14 protein-coding genes are annotated in these 16032 nt (G+C 68.5%); 6 read left to right on the top strand and 8 right to left on the bottom strand.

Annotated features, from left to right (window positions below; all coding sequences use genetic code 11):
- Positions 1-160: 160 nt before the first annotated feature.
- Positions 161-1996 carry an acyl-CoA dehydrogenase gene (locus tag Q7X29_RS00250; RefSeq protein ID WP_316573226.1) on the top strand — a complete coding sequence of 612 codons (1836 nt, stop codon included), beginning with the start codon at positions 161-163 and terminating at the stop codon, positions 1994-1996.
- 176 nt (positions 1997-2172) lie between these two features.
- Here the strand turns inward: Q7X29_RS00250 and Q7X29_RS00255 are convergent, their stop codons facing one another.
- Complete coding sequence (locus Q7X29_RS00255; protein WP_316572982.1) at positions 2173-3306, bottom strand: helix-turn-helix transcriptional regulator; 1134 nt, start codon at positions 3304-3306, stop codon at positions 2173-2175.
- A 114-nt stretch (positions 3307-3420) separates the two neighbouring features.
- Here Q7X29_RS00255 and Q7X29_RS00260 point away from each other — a divergent pair, with 114 nt between their 5' ends.
- From Q7X29_RS00260 to Q7X29_RS00270, 3 genes are all read left to right on the top strand, one after another.
- On the top strand, positions 3421-3753 hold the full coding sequence (locus Q7X29_RS00260; RefSeq protein ID WP_218715986.1) for a Rid family hydrolase: 333 nt from the start codon (positions 3421-3423) through the stop codon (positions 3751-3753).
- The gene (locus Q7X29_RS00265; RefSeq protein ID WP_316572983.1) at positions 3750-5093 is read left to right on the top strand and encodes an FAD-binding oxidoreductase; all 1344 of its coding nucleotides are present in this window, start codon (positions 3750-3752) and stop codon (positions 5091-5093) included. Before Q7X29_RS00260 ends, Q7X29_RS00265 begins: the two co-directional genes overlap by 4 nt.
- Positions 5094-5218: 125 nt before the next feature.
- Complete coding sequence (locus tag Q7X29_RS00270) at positions 5219-5932, top strand: helix-turn-helix domain-containing protein (RefSeq protein ID WP_218715988.1); 714 nt, start codon at positions 5219-5221, stop codon at positions 5930-5932.
- Between the two features lie 255 nt (positions 5933-6187).
- On the opposite strand, the gene Q7X29_RS00275 is transcribed toward Q7X29_RS00270, so the two are convergent.
- Positions 6188-6451 (bottom strand): hypothetical protein, encoded by a 264-nt coding sequence (locus Q7X29_RS00275; protein WP_316572984.1) that lies wholly within the window; start codon positions 6449-6451, stop codon positions 6188-6190.
- 172 nt (positions 6452-6623) lie between these two features.
- Complete coding sequence (locus Q7X29_RS00280; protein WP_316572985.1) at positions 6624-7604, bottom strand: GlxA family transcriptional regulator; 981 nt, start codon at positions 7602-7604, stop codon at positions 6624-6626.
- Positions 7605-7701: 97 nt separating this feature from the next.
- Between Q7X29_RS00280 and Q7X29_RS00285 the strand changes: the two genes are divergently transcribed.
- The gene (locus tag Q7X29_RS00285; protein ID WP_218715990.1) at positions 7702-8292 is read left to right on the top strand and encodes a cysteine hydrolase family protein; all 591 of its coding nucleotides are present in this window, start codon (positions 7702-7704) and stop codon (positions 8290-8292) included.
- A gap of 63 nt (positions 8293-8355) precedes the next feature.
- On the opposite strand, the gene Q7X29_RS00290 is transcribed toward Q7X29_RS00285, so the two are convergent.
- The 4 genes from Q7X29_RS00290 to Q7X29_RS00305 all read right to left on the bottom strand — a co-directional run bounded on the left by Q7X29_RS00290 (position 8356) and on the right by Q7X29_RS00305 (position 13397).
- Entirely contained in the window at positions 8356-9933 is a 1578-nt protein-coding gene (locus Q7X29_RS00290; protein ID WP_316572986.1) for a hypothetical protein, read from the bottom strand.
- Between the two features lie 215 nt (positions 9934-10148).
- A complete protein-coding gene (locus Q7X29_RS00295) occupies positions 10149-10649 on the bottom strand; it encodes a hypothetical protein (RefSeq protein ID WP_316572987.1) in 501 nt (166 codons plus the stop codon).
- Positions 10650-11172: 523 nt separating this feature from the next.
- On the bottom strand, positions 11173-12042 hold the full coding sequence (locus Q7X29_RS00300; RefSeq protein ID WP_218715993.1) for a MaoC/PaaZ C-terminal domain-containing protein: 870 nt from the start codon (positions 12040-12042) through the stop codon (positions 11173-11175).
- The gene (locus Q7X29_RS00305; RefSeq protein WP_316572988.1) at positions 12042-13397 is read right to left on the bottom strand and encodes a 3-oxoacyl-ACP reductase; all 1356 of its coding nucleotides are present in this window, start codon (positions 13395-13397) and stop codon (positions 12042-12044) included. The genes Q7X29_RS00300 and Q7X29_RS00305 overlap by 1 nt, the downstream gene beginning before the upstream one ends.
- 171 nt (positions 13398-13568) lie before the next feature.
- Here Q7X29_RS00305 and Q7X29_RS00310 point away from each other — a divergent pair, with 171 nt between their 5' ends.
- Entirely contained in the window at positions 13569-14900 is a 1332-nt protein-coding gene (locus tag Q7X29_RS00310) for an acetyl-CoA C-acetyltransferase (protein ID WP_316572989.1), read from the top strand.
- 77 nt (positions 14901-14977) lie between these two features.
- Here Q7X29_RS00310 and Q7X29_RS00315 read toward each other — a convergent pair whose 3' ends face one another.
- The gene (locus tag Q7X29_RS00315; protein ID WP_218715996.1) at positions 14978-15976 is read right to left on the bottom strand and encodes an alpha/beta hydrolase; all 999 of its coding nucleotides are present in this window, start codon (positions 15974-15976) and stop codon (positions 14978-14980) included.
- Positions 15977-16032 lie beyond the last annotated feature (56 nt).

Raw genomic sequence — 16032 nt, forward strand, 5'->3', positions numbered from 1 at the left:
CCCCAGCCCTTTGCCGAGACGATTACTCACCGGTAATATGGTCCATAAGTTACCCGCGAGTAGCATGCGGAAAACCGGCAAGGCTACCCCGGTGGACGTCACAGGGCGGGAACGGCAGACAACCGACCGCACCAGAACTCAACGGAGAGTGAGTACTCACATGGGCCACTACAAGGCAAACGTTCGCGACCTCGAGTTCAACCTCTTCGAGGTCCTCGGCATCGACAAGCTGCTCGATGCGGGCACCTTCGGTGACCTGGACACCGACACCGTCAAGGAAATGCTCTCCGAGGTCCGTCGTCTGGCCGAGGGTCCGCTGGCCGAGTCGTTCGCCGACGCCGACCGCAACCCGCCCACCTTCGACCCGAACACCCACTCGGTCACCCTGCCCGAGTCCTTCAAGAAGTCCTACAAGGCGCTCGAAGAGGGCGAGTGGGCCAAGGTCGGCGTCGTCGAGGAGCTCGGCGGCCTGAACGCCCCGTCCGCCATCACCTGGGCCCTGTCGGAGATGGTGCTCGGCGCCAACCCGCCCATCCAGATGTACGCCGCCGGCGCGGGCTTCGCCCAGGTCTTCTTCAACAACGGCACCGACGAGCAGAAGCAGTGGGCCGCCAAGATCGCCGACCGCAACTGGGGCGCCACCATGGTGCTGACCGAGCCGGACGCCGGCTCCGACGTCGGCGCGGGCCGCACCAAGGCGATCAAGCAGGAAGACGGCTCGTGGCACATCGAGGGCGTCAAGCGCTTCATCACCTCGGGTGACTCCGACGACCTGTTCGAGAACATCATGCACCTGGTGCTGGCTCGCCCCGAGGGCGCCGGACCGGGCACCAAGGGCCTGTCGCTGTTCTACGTCCCGAAGATCCACTTCGACTTCGAGACCGAGACCTACGGTGACCGCAACGGTGTGTTCGTCACCAACGTCGAGCACAAGATGGGCATCAAGGCCTCGGCCACCTGTGAGGTCACCTTCGGCGGCCACGGCATTCCCGCCAAGGGCTGGCTGGTCGGCGAGATCCACAACGGCATCGCGCAGATGTTCGACGTCATCGAGAACGCTCGCATGATGGTCGGCACCAAGGCCATCGCGACCTTGTCGACCGGTTACCTGAACGCCCTCGAGTACGCCAAGACCCGCGTCCAGGGTGCCGACCTGACCCAGATGACCGACAAGGCCGCGCCCCGCGTGACCATCACCCACCACCCGGACGTGCGTCGTTCGCTGGCCATGCAGAAGGCCTACGCCGAGGGCCTGCGCGCGATCTACCTCTACACCGCCGCCCACCAGACCGAAGAGATCGCCGCCGCGGTCTCGGGTGCGGACAAGGACGTCGCGTTCCGCGTGAACGACCTGCTGCTGCCGATCGTCAAGGGTGTCGGCTCCGAGCGCGCCTACCAGTACCTGACCGACTCGCTGCAGACCTTCGGTGGCTCCGGCTTCCTGCAGGACTACCCGATCGAGCAGTACATCCGCGACGCCAAGATCGACTCGCTCTACGAGGGCACCACCGCCATCCAGGCGCAGGACTTCTTCTTCCGCAAGATCGCGCGTGACCGCGGTGTGGCCCTGGCCCACGTGGCGGGCCAGATCCAGAAGTTCATCGACGCCGACTCCGCCAACGAGCGCATCAAGGGCGAGCGCAAGCTGCTGGCCACCGCGCTCGAGGACGTCCAGACCATGGCCGCCACCCTGACCGGCCACCTGATGGGCGCCCAGGAGCAGCCGACCGAGCTGTACAAGGTCGGCCTGGGTTCGGTCCGCTTCCTGATGGCCGTCGGCGACCTGTTCATCGGCTGGCAGCTGCTGCAGCAGGCCGAGATCGCCCTCGCGGCCCTGGACAACGGCGCCACCGGCTCCGACGTCGCCTTCTACACCGGCAAGGTCGCCTCGGCGCAGTTCTTCGCCCGCAACGTCCTGCCGGAGCTGACCGCCACCCGCGCGATCCTGGCCAACCTGGACAACGACATCATGGAACTGGACGAGGCCGCCTTCTGAGCTGTTCCGCCTCTCCGCGTATCAGGCCGCACTCAGGTGAGTCTTCGGCCTGACACGCGGCCGGTGGGAAGTGGCGTGGGGAGTTAGCCGGTTCCCGGTGAGTTACCCATGTTTCTCGCGAGACCAGTCGAACGTCCCGGAGTCTGCCGACTCCGGGACGTTCGCGTTTCCAGGGACTACTGGGCGAACCAGCCCGAGGGGCCGACTTCGGCGCCCATGCGGGGGACGTACTGGTCGAAGTACACGCGAGCGATGAGTTCGCGGCGGCTGCGGACGCCCGCCTTCTCGAAGATCGACTTGAGGTGGTCCTGGACGGTGTAGGCCGAGACGTGCAGGGCCGCGGCGATCTCCTTGGTCTCCACACCCTGGAGGACGAACCGGGTGACGTCGTGTTCGCGCGGGGTCAGCCCGAAGGCGGCGACGACCAGGGTGACGATCTCCGGCGGCCGCGCCTCCTCGATGGTGACGACGACATCGCCCACCGCGCCGTCGGGCCCGGCCAGCGGCGACGCGTACAGCACCAGCCACACCCCGGACGCTGTCCGCACCCGGGCCCTCGGCATCGCAGCGCCGGGCGTGGCGAGCATTCGCCGCGCGGCGCTGACCAATGAGATCACCAGGCTCAGCGGGTCGCCGCTGTGCACCGACGACCGCAGCTGCGCGAACCGCTCCTCGGCGCCGAGGCTGATCTGGGCCACCTCGTCGTTCGCGTCGACGATGACGACGGCGGGACCGGCGGTCTCGGCGCCCAGCTCGGGCGCGTCGGCGAGCCGGGTCAGCACGCCCGCGCGCACGCCACGGGCGAACGAGCCGGACAGCGAGGCGAGATAGTCGACCTCGTCGTCGGTGAACATGGGGTCGTCGCTGCCGCGGAACAGCGCCAGGCACCCCCACGCCCCCGAACCGTCCCGGAACACCAGCCGCGCCTCGTCGGCGAAACCGTAGATCGGGCGCATCAGCCGGGACATCCGCTCGCAGCGTTCGATGTCGTCGCCCATGGCCGCGTGCATGCCGATCGCGCGCCGCTCGGAGACCGCGAGCGAGCGGAACGACGTCGCGTCCTCGGTGCCGTACTCGATGAGGCCGAACAGCCGGTCGTGCTCGTTCGCCGCGACCAGCGACCCGTACTTGCGCGCGCTGGTGAGCATCATCGTCGCCGGGTCGTGCGTGCCGACGCACGCGGCCACCGCCGGTACCGCCCGGCGCACCGCGTCGGTCGCCTCGACCAGGAATTCGTCGAGGTCGAGACCGGCACGCGAGAGCACATCCAGATCGCTCCGCACGCGCTCGGGAACAAGCCGGCTACGCATGCCCTCAGTATGCGCCGCAGACCATAGGCCGCCATATCCCAGACGGCTGGGATACCCGATTCCCCGCCCGGCTGGGATGGCCCCGACCAGGGCGAACGCGCGAATCTGGACCGCGTGACCATCATCCTCGAGACGACCTCGGTCGACGAGTCGGGCCGCCTCGTGCACGCCGAGGACGCCGCCGCACAGCTGTGCCTGGCGTTCGAGCGGCTCGAGGCGGCGCTGGCCGCGCGCGGGCTGGAGGCGTCATCGATCGTGCGTCTGCGGGTCCGCGCCCGCGCTCCCGCCGACGCCGCCGATCTCGCCGACCTCGTCGCGGAATGGCTCGACGGCGCACCCGTGCCGGTCGACCTCATCGATGTCGCGCACCTCGCGCTCCCCGGCACGCTCGTCGAGCTCAGCGCGCAGGTGATCCCCACTTCTCCCGACCCGAAGGACCGTCCATGAACCCGACCACGACCGCCCTGCGCGACCTCGCGCTCCTGCCCGGCGACCCCGGCTACGACGCGGCAGCCACCCCGTGGAACCTCGCCGTCCGGCAGCGGCCCGCCGCCGTCGCGGTGCCGCGCACGATCGACGAGGTCGTCGACCTCGTCCGGGCCGCCACCGGTCTCGGCCTGCGGATCGCGCCGCAGAGCACCGGGCACGGCGCCGCCGCCGTGGCCGGGCTCGACGACGCGGTCCTGCTCCGGCTGCACGAACTCACCGGTGTCACCGTCGATCCGATCGCCCGGCGCGCCAGGGTCATCGGCGGCACGCTGTGGCGCGACGTGCTCGCGGCGACGGCACCGCACGGACTCACCGCCCTGCACGGCAGCGCGGGCGATGTCGCGGTCGCGGGGTATCTGCTCGGCGGCGGCCTGTCCTTCTACGGTCGCGAGCGCGGTCTGGCGAGCTCCGCCGTGCGCGCGATCGACCTGGTCACGGCCGACGGATCGCTGGTGCGGGCGAGCGCCGAGGAGCACCCCGACCTGTTCTGGGCGGTGCGCGGTGGCGGCGGCAGCTTCGGCGTCGTGGTGGCGATCGAGCTCGACCTGCTCCCGCTCGCCGACGTCGTCGCGGGCATGCTGCTGTGGGACATCGAGCGCGCGCCCGAGGTGCTGTCCGCGTGGCGGGACTGGACCGCCACGCTCCCCGAATCGGTCACCACCTCGGTGCGGCTCATGCGGTTTCCCCCGCTGCCCGAACTGCCGCCGTTCCTGTCCGGGCGCAGCCTGGTGGTGATCGACGGCGCCGTGCTCGAAGACGACGACCGCGCCGCCGAACTGCTCGCCCCGCTGCGCGCGCTGGCCCCCGAACTCGACACCTTCGGCCGCATCCCGACCGCCGCGCTGCTCGACGTGCACATGGACCCGCCCGGCCCGACCCCCGCGGTGAGCGATCACGCCCTGCTCACACACCTTCCGCAGGAAGCGGTCGACGCCCTGCTCGCGGTGGCGGGCCCCGGCGTGCAGACCCCGCTGATGTTCGCCGAACTCCGTCATCTCGGCGGCGCGCTCGCCCGTCCCCAGGACACCGCGCTGTCGCACCTGGCCGGCGCGTACGCCCTGTTCGCGGTGTCACCCGCGCCGACGCAGGAGCTCGCCGCGCTCGGCGAGACCGTCACCACCGGCGTCGTCGCCGCCCTGCGGCCGTGGGCCGCCGAGACGTCGTTCCTGAACTTCGCCGACCGCGTGATCGACCCGGCCACCGCCTTCGACGCCACCGCATGGCAACGGCTCCAGCACATCCGCGACACCTACGATCCGGCCCGGACCTGGGTGGCCGCGCACGCCGTCGGGCAGTAGCCGGCGATGCCGCGCGGACGAGGGGTTCGCGCGGCATCACTCGTGACCTGTTTTTCTGATCTCCGTCTCCGAACCCGGCGTACCCTGGGAATTGCCGGCGGTCGGGGTGAGGCTCGGGGGTCGTGATGGGTGAAAGTACCGCGCTCAGTGTGTATTTGCGGGAGCGCCGAATGGCGGCGGGCCTCGCGCGGACCGAGCTGGCCGCGCGGGCGCAGATGGCGCCGCTGCTGATCAGCCAGATCGAATCGGGTGCGCTGGTCCCGAATTCCCCCATGCTCCAGCGGCTTTTCGATTCCCTCGATGTGCCGCTGTGGTATCGCAAGCACATCCTCGTACTCGGCTTGCCCGCACTGGATTCCGGCACCCCACCGGCCGCGCCGACGGCGGAGGATCTGACCGACCTGGCCAGCCTCACGCATCCGGCGTGCTTGCAGCGTTTCCCCACCATGGACATGCTCGCCGCGAACGCCGAGTACCAGCGGCTGTTCCCCGGGCTCGGCGCCGGGGTGAACGTGCTCGAATGGATGTTCCTCGACCCGATCGCCAAGAAGGTGTTCATCGACTGGACCACCGAGGCCCAGCTGCTGGTGCACGCCTTCCGCATGCTCGCTCCGCTCGCGCCGACCCAGCGGGTCACCGCGATCACCGAGTCCTGCGGTCAGTCCCCCGATTGGGACCCCATCTGGACCAGCGACGTGCGCCCCCAGGACATCGCGCGGCGCCACCTGCGAATCCGGGAACGCAGTACCGGCATCGAACGCCGGATGCTGCTGCGCATCTACGACCCGGCCTTCCCGACCCGACCGTGGTGGCTCTACCGGCTGATCCCCGCCCGGTAGCCGGAAAACGGCGCCCGTCGAATCCGACGGGCGCCGTGAAATCCCAGGTAGCTCAGGCCGCCGACCCGCTGGCAAACGCGAGGAGGATGGGCAGGATCTGGACCAGGCTGTCGAACATATTTTCTCCTTCTAGACGAATACTGAGTTCCTATCACGACAGAATTACGCGAAACATAATTCAAATGAACGTGAGAAGAACTCATCGTCACAGGAAGCGCGGCCCCACTGTGCGACGGCCAGGTCACCCGGTCGCGACTACTCCGCGGGCGTCTCGCCGGCCGATCCGCTGGTCAGCTGGGCCAGCAGCGCCGCGAGCCCCTCGGCCGACCCGGTGCCCGGCTCCTCCTCGACGACCTCCTCGGTCTCCGACGATCCGCTGGTCAGCGCGCCGAGCAGAGCGGTCAGGTCGGCGGACCCGGTGCTGGGCGCCGGCTCCTCCGCGTTCGCCGCACCGGCGCCGAGCACCGCGATGCCCGCCGCGGCCGCCATCGCCACACCGAAGACACGAATCTTGCTCATTGTGAACCCCTCATTGTTCAGATTTACGACGGACTACGTTTCCGTCACACGAGATGTCTAACAGCGGCACAACATCACCCGGCAGACCGATGAAATGGGGGCAAGACAATCGTGTCGCCCGGCGACCGCCCGCTGTTAGAGTTCGCGAGCACCAGTTCCGGCGAGGACCTCGTCAGCCGATCCGGAATCTGTGGCGATACTCGGTCGGGGTGGTGTCCAGCCGCCGGCGAAACGCTCGGGTCAGCGTGTCCACGGTATTGAAACCACAAGTGGCGGCGACACGTTGGAGGGTGTCGTCGGTCGTTTCCAACCGGTGCCGTGCCACTTCCACCCGCGCCGATTCGAGGTAGGCGGCCGGCGTCATGCCGAGTTCGGCGCGGAAGATCCGGGTGAGCTGTCGCTCGCTCACATGCGCCCGCTCGGCGAGATCGGTGACGGTGAGCGGCTTTCCGATATTTCCGGTGATGTAGTGCCGGATATCGTCGATGCGTCGTGTGGTCGATACCGGCTCGAGCGAAACACTGAATTGACTCTGCCCGCTGGGCCTTTTCAAATACATCACCAATTGCCGGGCCACCCGCAATGCCAGCTCGTCGCCGAAATCGTCGGCCACCAGCGCCAGCGTCAGATCGAGGCAGGCGGTGAGACCCGCTCCGGTCCAGATGTGCTCGTCGCGGATGTAGATCGGGTCGGCGTCCACCTCGATCTCGGGATGCTCGGCCGCGAGCTGCTGCGCGGTCGACCAGTGGGTGGTGGCGCGTCTGCCGTCGAGCAGTCCCGCGGCCGCGAGAATATGCGCGCCGACGCATACCGACGCCACCCGGCGCGCCCGCTTCGCCAGCGTCGTCACCGCGTCGACGACCCCGGGATCGACCAGCGCCCGCACCCGCCTGCTGCTGTCGGTCTCCACCGCACCCGGCACGACCACCGTGTCGACGCGCCGCGCCGCGACCTCGGCGAAGGTCACATCCGGCAGCACCCGAACCCCCGCCGACGTGGTGACCGGCGCCATCGTCGCGGCCGCCAGCACCACCTGGTACCCGGTCGGCTCGTCCATCTCCCGCTGCAACAGCGAGAACACCTCCGGCGGCCCGGTGACATCGAGCAGGTCGACCCGATCGAACAGCACGATCACCACGAGCCGATCGACCACCCCACACCTCCATGTCCGAATCTGCAGGTTACATGACATTGCCGACATCTCCGGAGCTCCTTAGCGTGGACTTCGTCCCCGATAGGAAGGCTTTCCGATGGCTTCGACCACCCTCCGCCAGCTCAACGGTTTCGACGAGACCCCGGCCACGCTGGCCGAGTCCACCCTGATCCTGGTCGACTACCAGAACACCTATACCCAGGGCGTCATGGAGCTGACCGACTGGAAGGCCGCCCTCGACGCCGCCGCCGAATTGCTCACCAAGGCACGCGAATCCGGCGCGACGGTCATCCACGTCATCAACGACGGCGGCGAAGGCACCCCCTACGACATCACCGCCGACATCGGCGGCATCCACCCCGCGGTCGCCCCCACCGCCGACGAGAAGGTCGTCGTCAAAACCGTTCCCAACGCCTTCGTCGGCACCGATCTCGGCGACCTCGTCGACGCGGCGGGCCACGACAATGTCGTCATCGCCGGCTTCATGACCCACATGTGCGTCACCTTCACCACCGAGGGCGCCTTCCTCCGTGGCAACAAACCCACGGTCGTCGCCGACGCCTGCGCCACCCGGCCCCTGCCCACCGCCACCGGTGAAGTCCCGGCCGACCAACTCCACCAGAGCGCCTTGGCCACCCTCGCCGACCTCTACGCCGTGGTTGTCGACTCGAGCTCAGCCCTGCGCTGACAGGTGCGGGCCAGGGCGACGGTCTCGGCCTGCTCGGCCAGGCGGGGAGACCCGCGAGGGTCCTCAGCCCTCGGCTGTCACCCAGCTCTGCTGCTTGCCGTCCGGCAGACCCATCTCGCCGACGACCCGTCCGACGGGTGCACCGGCGTCCCTTCTCGTCACCGTGAAACGGGCGCCGGTGGCCAATTCGGCGGGGGTGCAGACGAATGCGGCGGTGACCAGCAGTTCCATCCTCGCGGCGTCGTCCGCGCAAACCCGAACACCGCTCCGGGCCCCGCTCAGGACGAGCGCGACCACCTCGGCCCACGCTTCGTGCGGTCGCCGTTCCAGAACGATCGACCGATCTCCGGCCACCTCCGCCATCGCCGCCACAGTCGCGGGCACGCCGCCCATCTCGGGTCGCCGATTGGTCAGCGAGTTCGTCATCCCACTCACCACCAGCCCCACGACCAGCAGGCCGACAGCAGCGCCTTTCAGCCGGCCGACCCGCTGGGCGAGACCGACCAGGAGAAGCATGAACATGAACAGGGGGATCGCGTACGAGAAGTAGCCGATGTAGGCCTCGTTGATCTGGTCAATGCCGATCATCGCGTAGGCCGCCATCAGCGCGACAGCCGCAGCGCAGACGGACAGGCCACAGGTCAGGAATTTCTCGCCGCGTGCCACCAGCCTGACGAGAACGAAGAGCGCGACGAGGATCGCGACGCCGAGAAGACGGTTCGGACCCCAGAACTGCACCGTGTAGGACACCGCGGTCCACGGCATATGGATCCCGTGCCCGCCGCCATAGCCGACGTACTTCGGGAGTTCACCGGGGAAATTCACGATGGTATTGAGCACGATCGGGAAGGCGAACAACGCCGCGATCCCGCCGAAAAGCCACCAATCTTTCTCGGCGACAGCAAGTTTGCGTCGCCACACCAGGTACAGCCCCGCTCCACCCAACAGCGACACGAAGAACAGGAATTCCGCGTGTCCATGGATGAGCAACCCACCGGCGAGCGCCCCGGCCCAAAGATGTCCGGTACGCCCGGCCACCACCGACGACACCGCGACCAGGAAGAGGAGAAACGGTGCGAAATACACATAGGGAAGCCCGATGCCACTGAGCAGCCCCGGATAACCGGCGAGGAACAACACACTCACCCCGCCGAGTCCGGCGACGAGCCTCCACGACGGGTACCAGGCGTAGACGATACTCAACGCCGACGCCACCATCGCCGCGTTGAACAGCAGGATGGCGATCGCCTGCCCATTCCACGGAGACGGCACCAACCGCAGCACATCGTAGAAGAGCCACTCACCCAACGCGTGCACATAGATGAGCGCGGGCCCGGGATGATGGAACCCGACCCGGGAGTAGTTGCCGACGAGAAGCTCGAAATCCTTCGCGGCCAGCACCTGGATCGAGATGGTCGCCCCATCCCCTTCCTCGGCCACCACCCGGGTGAACAGGTCCCGACTGCTGACCAGCAGAACCGTGGCGTAGGCGAGCCAGGCGGCGAGGAAAACCCACACCGCCGCGAACCGCTCACGTCCGGTGGGCGCTTCTCGCACGCTCGAGGTAGCCGAGCCACCGATAGCCCCGCCGCCCGTGTCCACCATCTCCTGACCCGAGGTGAACGACTGTGGTGCCGACATGGCACTCCCCCATCCGACGATCATTCGGCACACATCGCGTGTGGACCAGTCGGGACAGTAGGGCCTGCCACCCATCCACACAAACGGACACCCCTCTCGCGGCCTCGACGATCTCGACCCGATTTCCCGTGCTCGGCGGCGTGGCGATTCGTTCACCCGGTGAAGACGAAACGAGCGGCCCGGGAGATCCCGGACCGCTCGTCTCTCGCATGTCACTAGGACGGGCAGTTGACCGTGTACTCCCACCGGGTGTCGTCGGGGCCGCTGACCTTCACGGTCACCGTGGTGGCGCTGCCCGCGGGGAGGGAGACGACGGCGGAACCGGTGCCCTGGTTGAGGTTGTCGCCGAGGTAGCCGGTGTCGAGCACCTGACCGCCCTCGTAGTAGACCTGGATCCGGTCGGGGATGTTGAGGGTTTCGTAGGACAGGACGAAGGCGGTCGGGCCCGCCACGCCGAGCTGGTGCACGGTGGTGGTGACGCCCGCTCCGCCGGACTCGGTCGAGCGGTTGCAGGGTTGCACGCTGTCCGACGAACCGCCCGAGCTGCCACCGAGGATGCCGCTGCCCGTGTCGAGCAGGTCGCCGAGAATGCCACTGCCGGTGTCGAGCACACCGCTGCCGGTCGAGCCGCTACCGGTGTCGGCGCCGGCCAGGCCGGGGACCACCATCAGCGACCAGGCCGCCGTCGCCATCGCGATAGCCATCGATTTCTTCACAACGCTTCCTCCACACCACTTCGAGCCAACGGATCATCAGGTGAAATGCGCTGGGCGGCCGCAGGATCGCCGCCCGATCGGGGAGTCCAACATCCCGGGTTCGCCAGCCCCGCAGGCTGGGCACAGCAGTTCTAACACGCGTTTCCGGGCACGGGAATGCGCGAATATCGGGGCAGCGGGCTGTTCGGATGCCGGAGGATAGCCGGAATTTCCGGACCGGAATGTTGGCATCATGGCAACACCGAATCGCCCGCCCAGCGGGGGTGAGGCAATTTTTTAGCTCGGAGAAGAAAGCACCGGTCGGTAGACCAAATGTTGCTTGATCATGTTGTGCCGCAATCAATCAGCGAACATGAACCGTGGAAATGAGTAATCTCACAGCGAATTCAGGTAACGATGGATTCGATCGGTCCGATCCGGTTCACCGGTTTCCGAACCAGTCGGTGTTTCAACAGCCGTGAGTTGTGGATACGCCGACGGGCCGCACCTCCGAAAGGAGGTGCGGCCCGTCGAGTCCCGGAACTCAGCGCAGGGTCGCGGTGAGGTGGGGGTAGCCCTTCTTGGGGTTGAGCATGGAGAGGTCCCAGCCGGAACCGACCTGCTCGGCGTAGATGTTGACCGACGACGGCAGGAAGACCGGCTTGCCGAATTTGACCGTGTAGGTGGTCTTCTCGGGGATGCGGCCCTCGATGGTGCCGAGGATGTTCGCGGCCGACCACATGCCGTGGGCGATGGTCTTCGGGAAGCCCATGGCCTTGGCGCCGATGCCGGAGACGTGGATCGGGTTGTGATCGCCCGAGGCGGCGGCGTAGCGGTTGATCATCTTCTGATCGACGCGCTGCACGCGCAGCGGCGGCGGGGGGACCACGTCGGCGGGCGGGGCCGACTTCGGGCCGCCCGACAGGGACGTGCGCTGCTGGTGCAGGAAGGTGGTGACCTGCCGCCAGACCAGCTCCCGGCCGACACGGATCTCGGTGATCGCGTCGACCAGCAGGCCCTTCGGGTGTTCCCGCAGGTTCTCGATGTGCGCCGCGAAATCGAGCGGCTCCGCGACCGAGATCTCCCTGGTGCGCTCGATGACATTCTCGAAATGCACCGCGCCGACCGCGCTGAACGGGAAGTCCCGCGCGACGACGAGCTGCATCGCCAGCGGGAACGCCAGGATGAACGGGTACGTCAGCGGCAGGGTGTCGCTGAAACGCAGGCCCGTCGCGTGGCAGTACGCGGCCAGGTGATCCGGGTCGACCCGGAAGCCGTCCAGGACGACGCGGCGGTCGGGCAGCGTGGGCTTGCGACCCGACAGCGGGGCGGGCAGCGGGACGGCGCCCAGCGCCGCTTTCGCGTACAGGCCGCCGTTCTTCGGAACCTCGGAGAGGGTGATCGTCTGGGTCATCAGGCGCCGATCAGGCTCTGTCCGCAGACGCGAACCACGTTGCCGCTCACCGCGTTCGACGCCGGGCTGGCGAAGTAGGCGATGGTCTCGGCGACGTCGACGGTCTGGCCACCCTGCAGCAGCGAGCTCATCAGGCGACCGGCCTCACGGGTGCCGACCGGGATAGCGGCGGTCATCGCGGTCTCGATGAAGCCGGGGGCCACCGCGTTGATGGTGATGCCCTTCTCCGACAGCAGCGGGGCCTCGGCGTCGACCATGCCGATGACACCGGCCTTGGAGGCGCCGTAGTTGGTCTGGCCGCGGTTGCCCGCGATGCCGGCGATGGAGGACACGTCGATCACGCGGCCGCCCTCCTTGAGCACGCCCTTGGCCACCAGGCCGGAGGTGATGCGGTGCGGGGCAGCGAGATTGACGTTGATGACCGAGTTCCAGCGGCCCTCGTCCATGTTGGCGAGCAGCTTGTCGCGGGTGATGCCCGCGTTGTGCACGACGATGTCGATGCCGCCGAAACGCTCGGTGGCGAACTCGGCGAGCCGCTCGGCGGCGTCGGGGGCGGTGACGTCGAGGGCCAGGGCGGTGCCGCCGACCTTGTTCGCGGTCTCGGACAGGGCCTCGCCGGCGGCGGGGATGTCGGCGACGATGACGGTGGCGCCGTCACGCGCGAAGACCTCGGCGATGGTGGCGCCGATGCCGCGGGCGGCACCGGTCACGACGGCGACCTTGCCGGCCAGCGGCTTGTCCCAGCTGGCCGGGGCGACGGAATCGACCTTGCCGACCCGGATGACCTGGCCGTCGACGAAGGCCGACTTGCCCGAGAGCAGGAAGCGCAGGGTGGACTCGAGGCCGGTCGCGGCCGCGCCCGCCTCGGGGTGCACGTAGACGAGCTGGCCGGTGGCGCCGCGCAGCAGTTCCTTGGCGACCGAGCGGGTGAAGCCCTCGAGCGCGCGCTGGGCGATCTGCTCGTCGACCGAGCCGACCAGTTCCGGCGTGGTGCCGATGACCACGACACGCCCCGAAGGTGCGAGGTTGCGCATCGCGGGCTGGAAGAATTCGAACAGCTGCGAGAGCTTGTCGATGGAGTCGATGCCGGTGGCGTCGAACACCAGGGCGCCGTACTTGGTGCCCGAGTCGAGCGAATCCGCGACGGTGTAGTCCGAGAGCAGCGCGCGGACCGGCTCGGCGAGCCGACCCTTGCCGCCCAGCAGGACCGGGCCGGGCAGCGCGGGCTCGCCGGCCTTGTAGCGGCGCAGCTCCGCCGGCTGGGGCAGGCCCAGCTTGCTCGCCAGGAACGCGCCGGGGGCGGAGTGGATGAAGGATCCGTAGAGGTTGGGTGCACCCTTGCTCTTGGCTGCCACTGTTCCTACCTTCTCTGTGCTCGACGTGTGAATGACCGTGCTCGCCCAGTGTCCCCCGTGTTGGCTCACATTTGCGGGTACGGTGTCGACAACGAACTTACTCCAGAGTAAGTTTAATGTAAACCGATACGCCCGGCGTACCCGGAACCGACGAGACCATGGAGAACTCGAGTGACAAGCAAAGCCCGCTCGGCGACGGCCAAGGCCAACACCGCCAAGACCGCGAAGACCCAGCGCCCGGTCGCGATCGTTGGTGGTAACCGCATCCCGTTCGCTCGCTCCGACAAGGCCTACGCGCACGCGTCCAACCAGGACATGTTCACCGCCACCCTGGACGGGCTGGTCAGCCGATTCGGCCTGCAGGGCGAGCGCCTCGGCATGGTCGTCGGCGGCGCGGTGCTCAAGCGCGTCGGCGAGCACAGCCTGATCCGGGAGAGCGTGCTCGGCTCCAAGCTCTCGCCCTACACCCCGGCCCACGACCTGCAGCTCGCCTGTGGCACCGGCCTGCAGTCGATCGTCACCGTCGGCGACGCGATCGCCCTCGGCCGGATCGAGTCGGGCATCGGCGGCGGCGCCGACACCACCTCCGACGCGCCGATCGGCGTCAGCGAGGACATGCGGGAGTGGATGCTCACCGCCAACCGCGCCAAGACCAACAAGGACCGGCTCAAGCTGGTCGGCCAGCTGCGGCCGTCGATGCTGGGCATCGAGATCCCGCGCAACGCCGAGCCGCGGACCGGGCTGTCGATGGGTGAGCACGCCGCCATCACCGCCAAGGAGTTCGGCATCGCCCGCGAGGCGCAGGACGAGCTGGCCTACCTCTCGCACAAGAACATGGCCGCCGCCTACGACCGTGGCTTCTTCGACGACCTGATCACCCCGTTCCTGGGCCTGACCCGCGACGACAACCTGCGTCCCGGCTCGACCGTGGAGAAGCTGGCCACCCTGAAGCCGGTCTTCGGCACCAAGCTGGGCGACGCCACCATGACCGCGGGCAACTCGACCCCGCTGACCGACGGCGCCTCGGCGGTGCTGCTGTCGAGCGAGGAGTGGGCCGCGCAGCGCAACCTGCCGGTGCTCGCGCACCTGGTGGACTCCGAGGTCGCCTCGGTGGACTACATCCACGGCCCCGACGGCCTGCTGATGGCGCCCACCTACGCGGTGCCGCGCCTGCTGGCCCGCAACGGCCTGACCCTGCAGGACTTCGACTACTACGAGATCCACGAGGCCTTCGCCTCCGTGGTGCTCTCCACGCTGGCCGCGTGGGAGTCCGACGCCTACTGCAAGGAGCGGCTGGGCCTGGACGGCGCGCTCGGCTCGATCGACCGCAGCAAGCTCAACGTCAACGGCTCCTCGCTCGCCGCGGGCCACCCGTTCGCCGCCACCGGCGGCCGCATCGTGGCCTCCACCGCGAAGATGCTGGCGGAGAAGGGCTCCGGCCGCGCGCTGATCTCCATCTGCGCCGCGGGCGGCCAGGGCGTCGTGGCGATCATCGAGCGCTAGTCCCGGACCGAGGACGACGACGGCGGGKGGKTTYCGGAATCGGAAACCACCCGCCGTCGCTCATTCCGCGGCGGCGGTCAGGACGCGCCGATCGCTTCGGCGATCATCGGCCAGGAGTTGTGCAGATCCTGTTCCCAGTACTTCCAGGTGTGGGTGCCCGCGGCCCGGAATTCGGTCTGGGCGGGGATGTTCAGTTCCTGGAGGCGGGCCGCCAGCCGCTGGGTGCAGAGGTTGGCCGCGGCCTCGATGGCGCCGCCGAGCAGGATCTGGTCGGTCATGCCGATGACCTTGCCGGGGTTCGCGCCGGCCGGGAGGGTTTCGGCGACGCCGGGCAGGCCGGTCGCGCTGGAGAGGTAGATGGCCTTGCCGCGCAGGCGTTCCGCGTTGAGGTACGGGTCGTTGGCCTGCCAGGCGGGGTCGCCGGGGGCGCCCCACATATTGGCGGGATCGGCACCGGCGCGGGCGAAGACCACGTCGACGTAGGCGCGCCCGATCGGGTCGGCGACCTGGGCGCAGCCGCTGTAGGCGCCGACGGCGCGGTAGCGATCGGGTGCCGCGATGGCCAGGTTCAGCACCGCGGTGGCCGACATCGACAGTCCGGCAATGGCATTGACGCCGCTGGTATGCAACGTGTCGTCGATGATCGGCGGCAACTCCTCGGTCAGGAAGGTCTGCCACTTGTTGCGGCCGAGTTTGGGATCGTCGCGCTGCCAGTCGGTGTAGTAGGAGAACTTGCCCGCGGCGGGCGTGACCACGTTGACGTTCTTGTCGGCGAAGAACTGCACGATATCGGTCTGGTTGTACCAGTTCGCCCGGTCCTCACCGCCGCCGGCGCCGTTGAGCAGGTACAGCGTCGGCCGCGGGACGCTGGTGTCGTGCGCGGTGATGACCTGCAGCGGGATCACCCGGTCCATGGCCGCCGAGTACACATGCAGCGTCTGCTGCCGTTGCCCGGGCCGCTCGATGTGGTCGAGCCGGGAACCGTCGGCGCCCGCGGTGCCGACGGAGGCGACCGAGAGCAGCACCAGCGCCATGGCCGACACCGCGACCGCACGGGAACGGGTGAACACGAACATGAATCCTCACTACAGATGGGGCGGTGGCGAACCCAGAGCGCCGGGACGGCAGCGCG

Origin of the sequence: Nocardia canadensis (genome assembly GCF_032656385.1) — a bacterium.
Classification (GTDB): domain Bacteria; phylum Actinomycetota; class Actinomycetes; order Mycobacteriales; family Mycobacteriaceae; genus Nocardia; species Nocardia canadensis.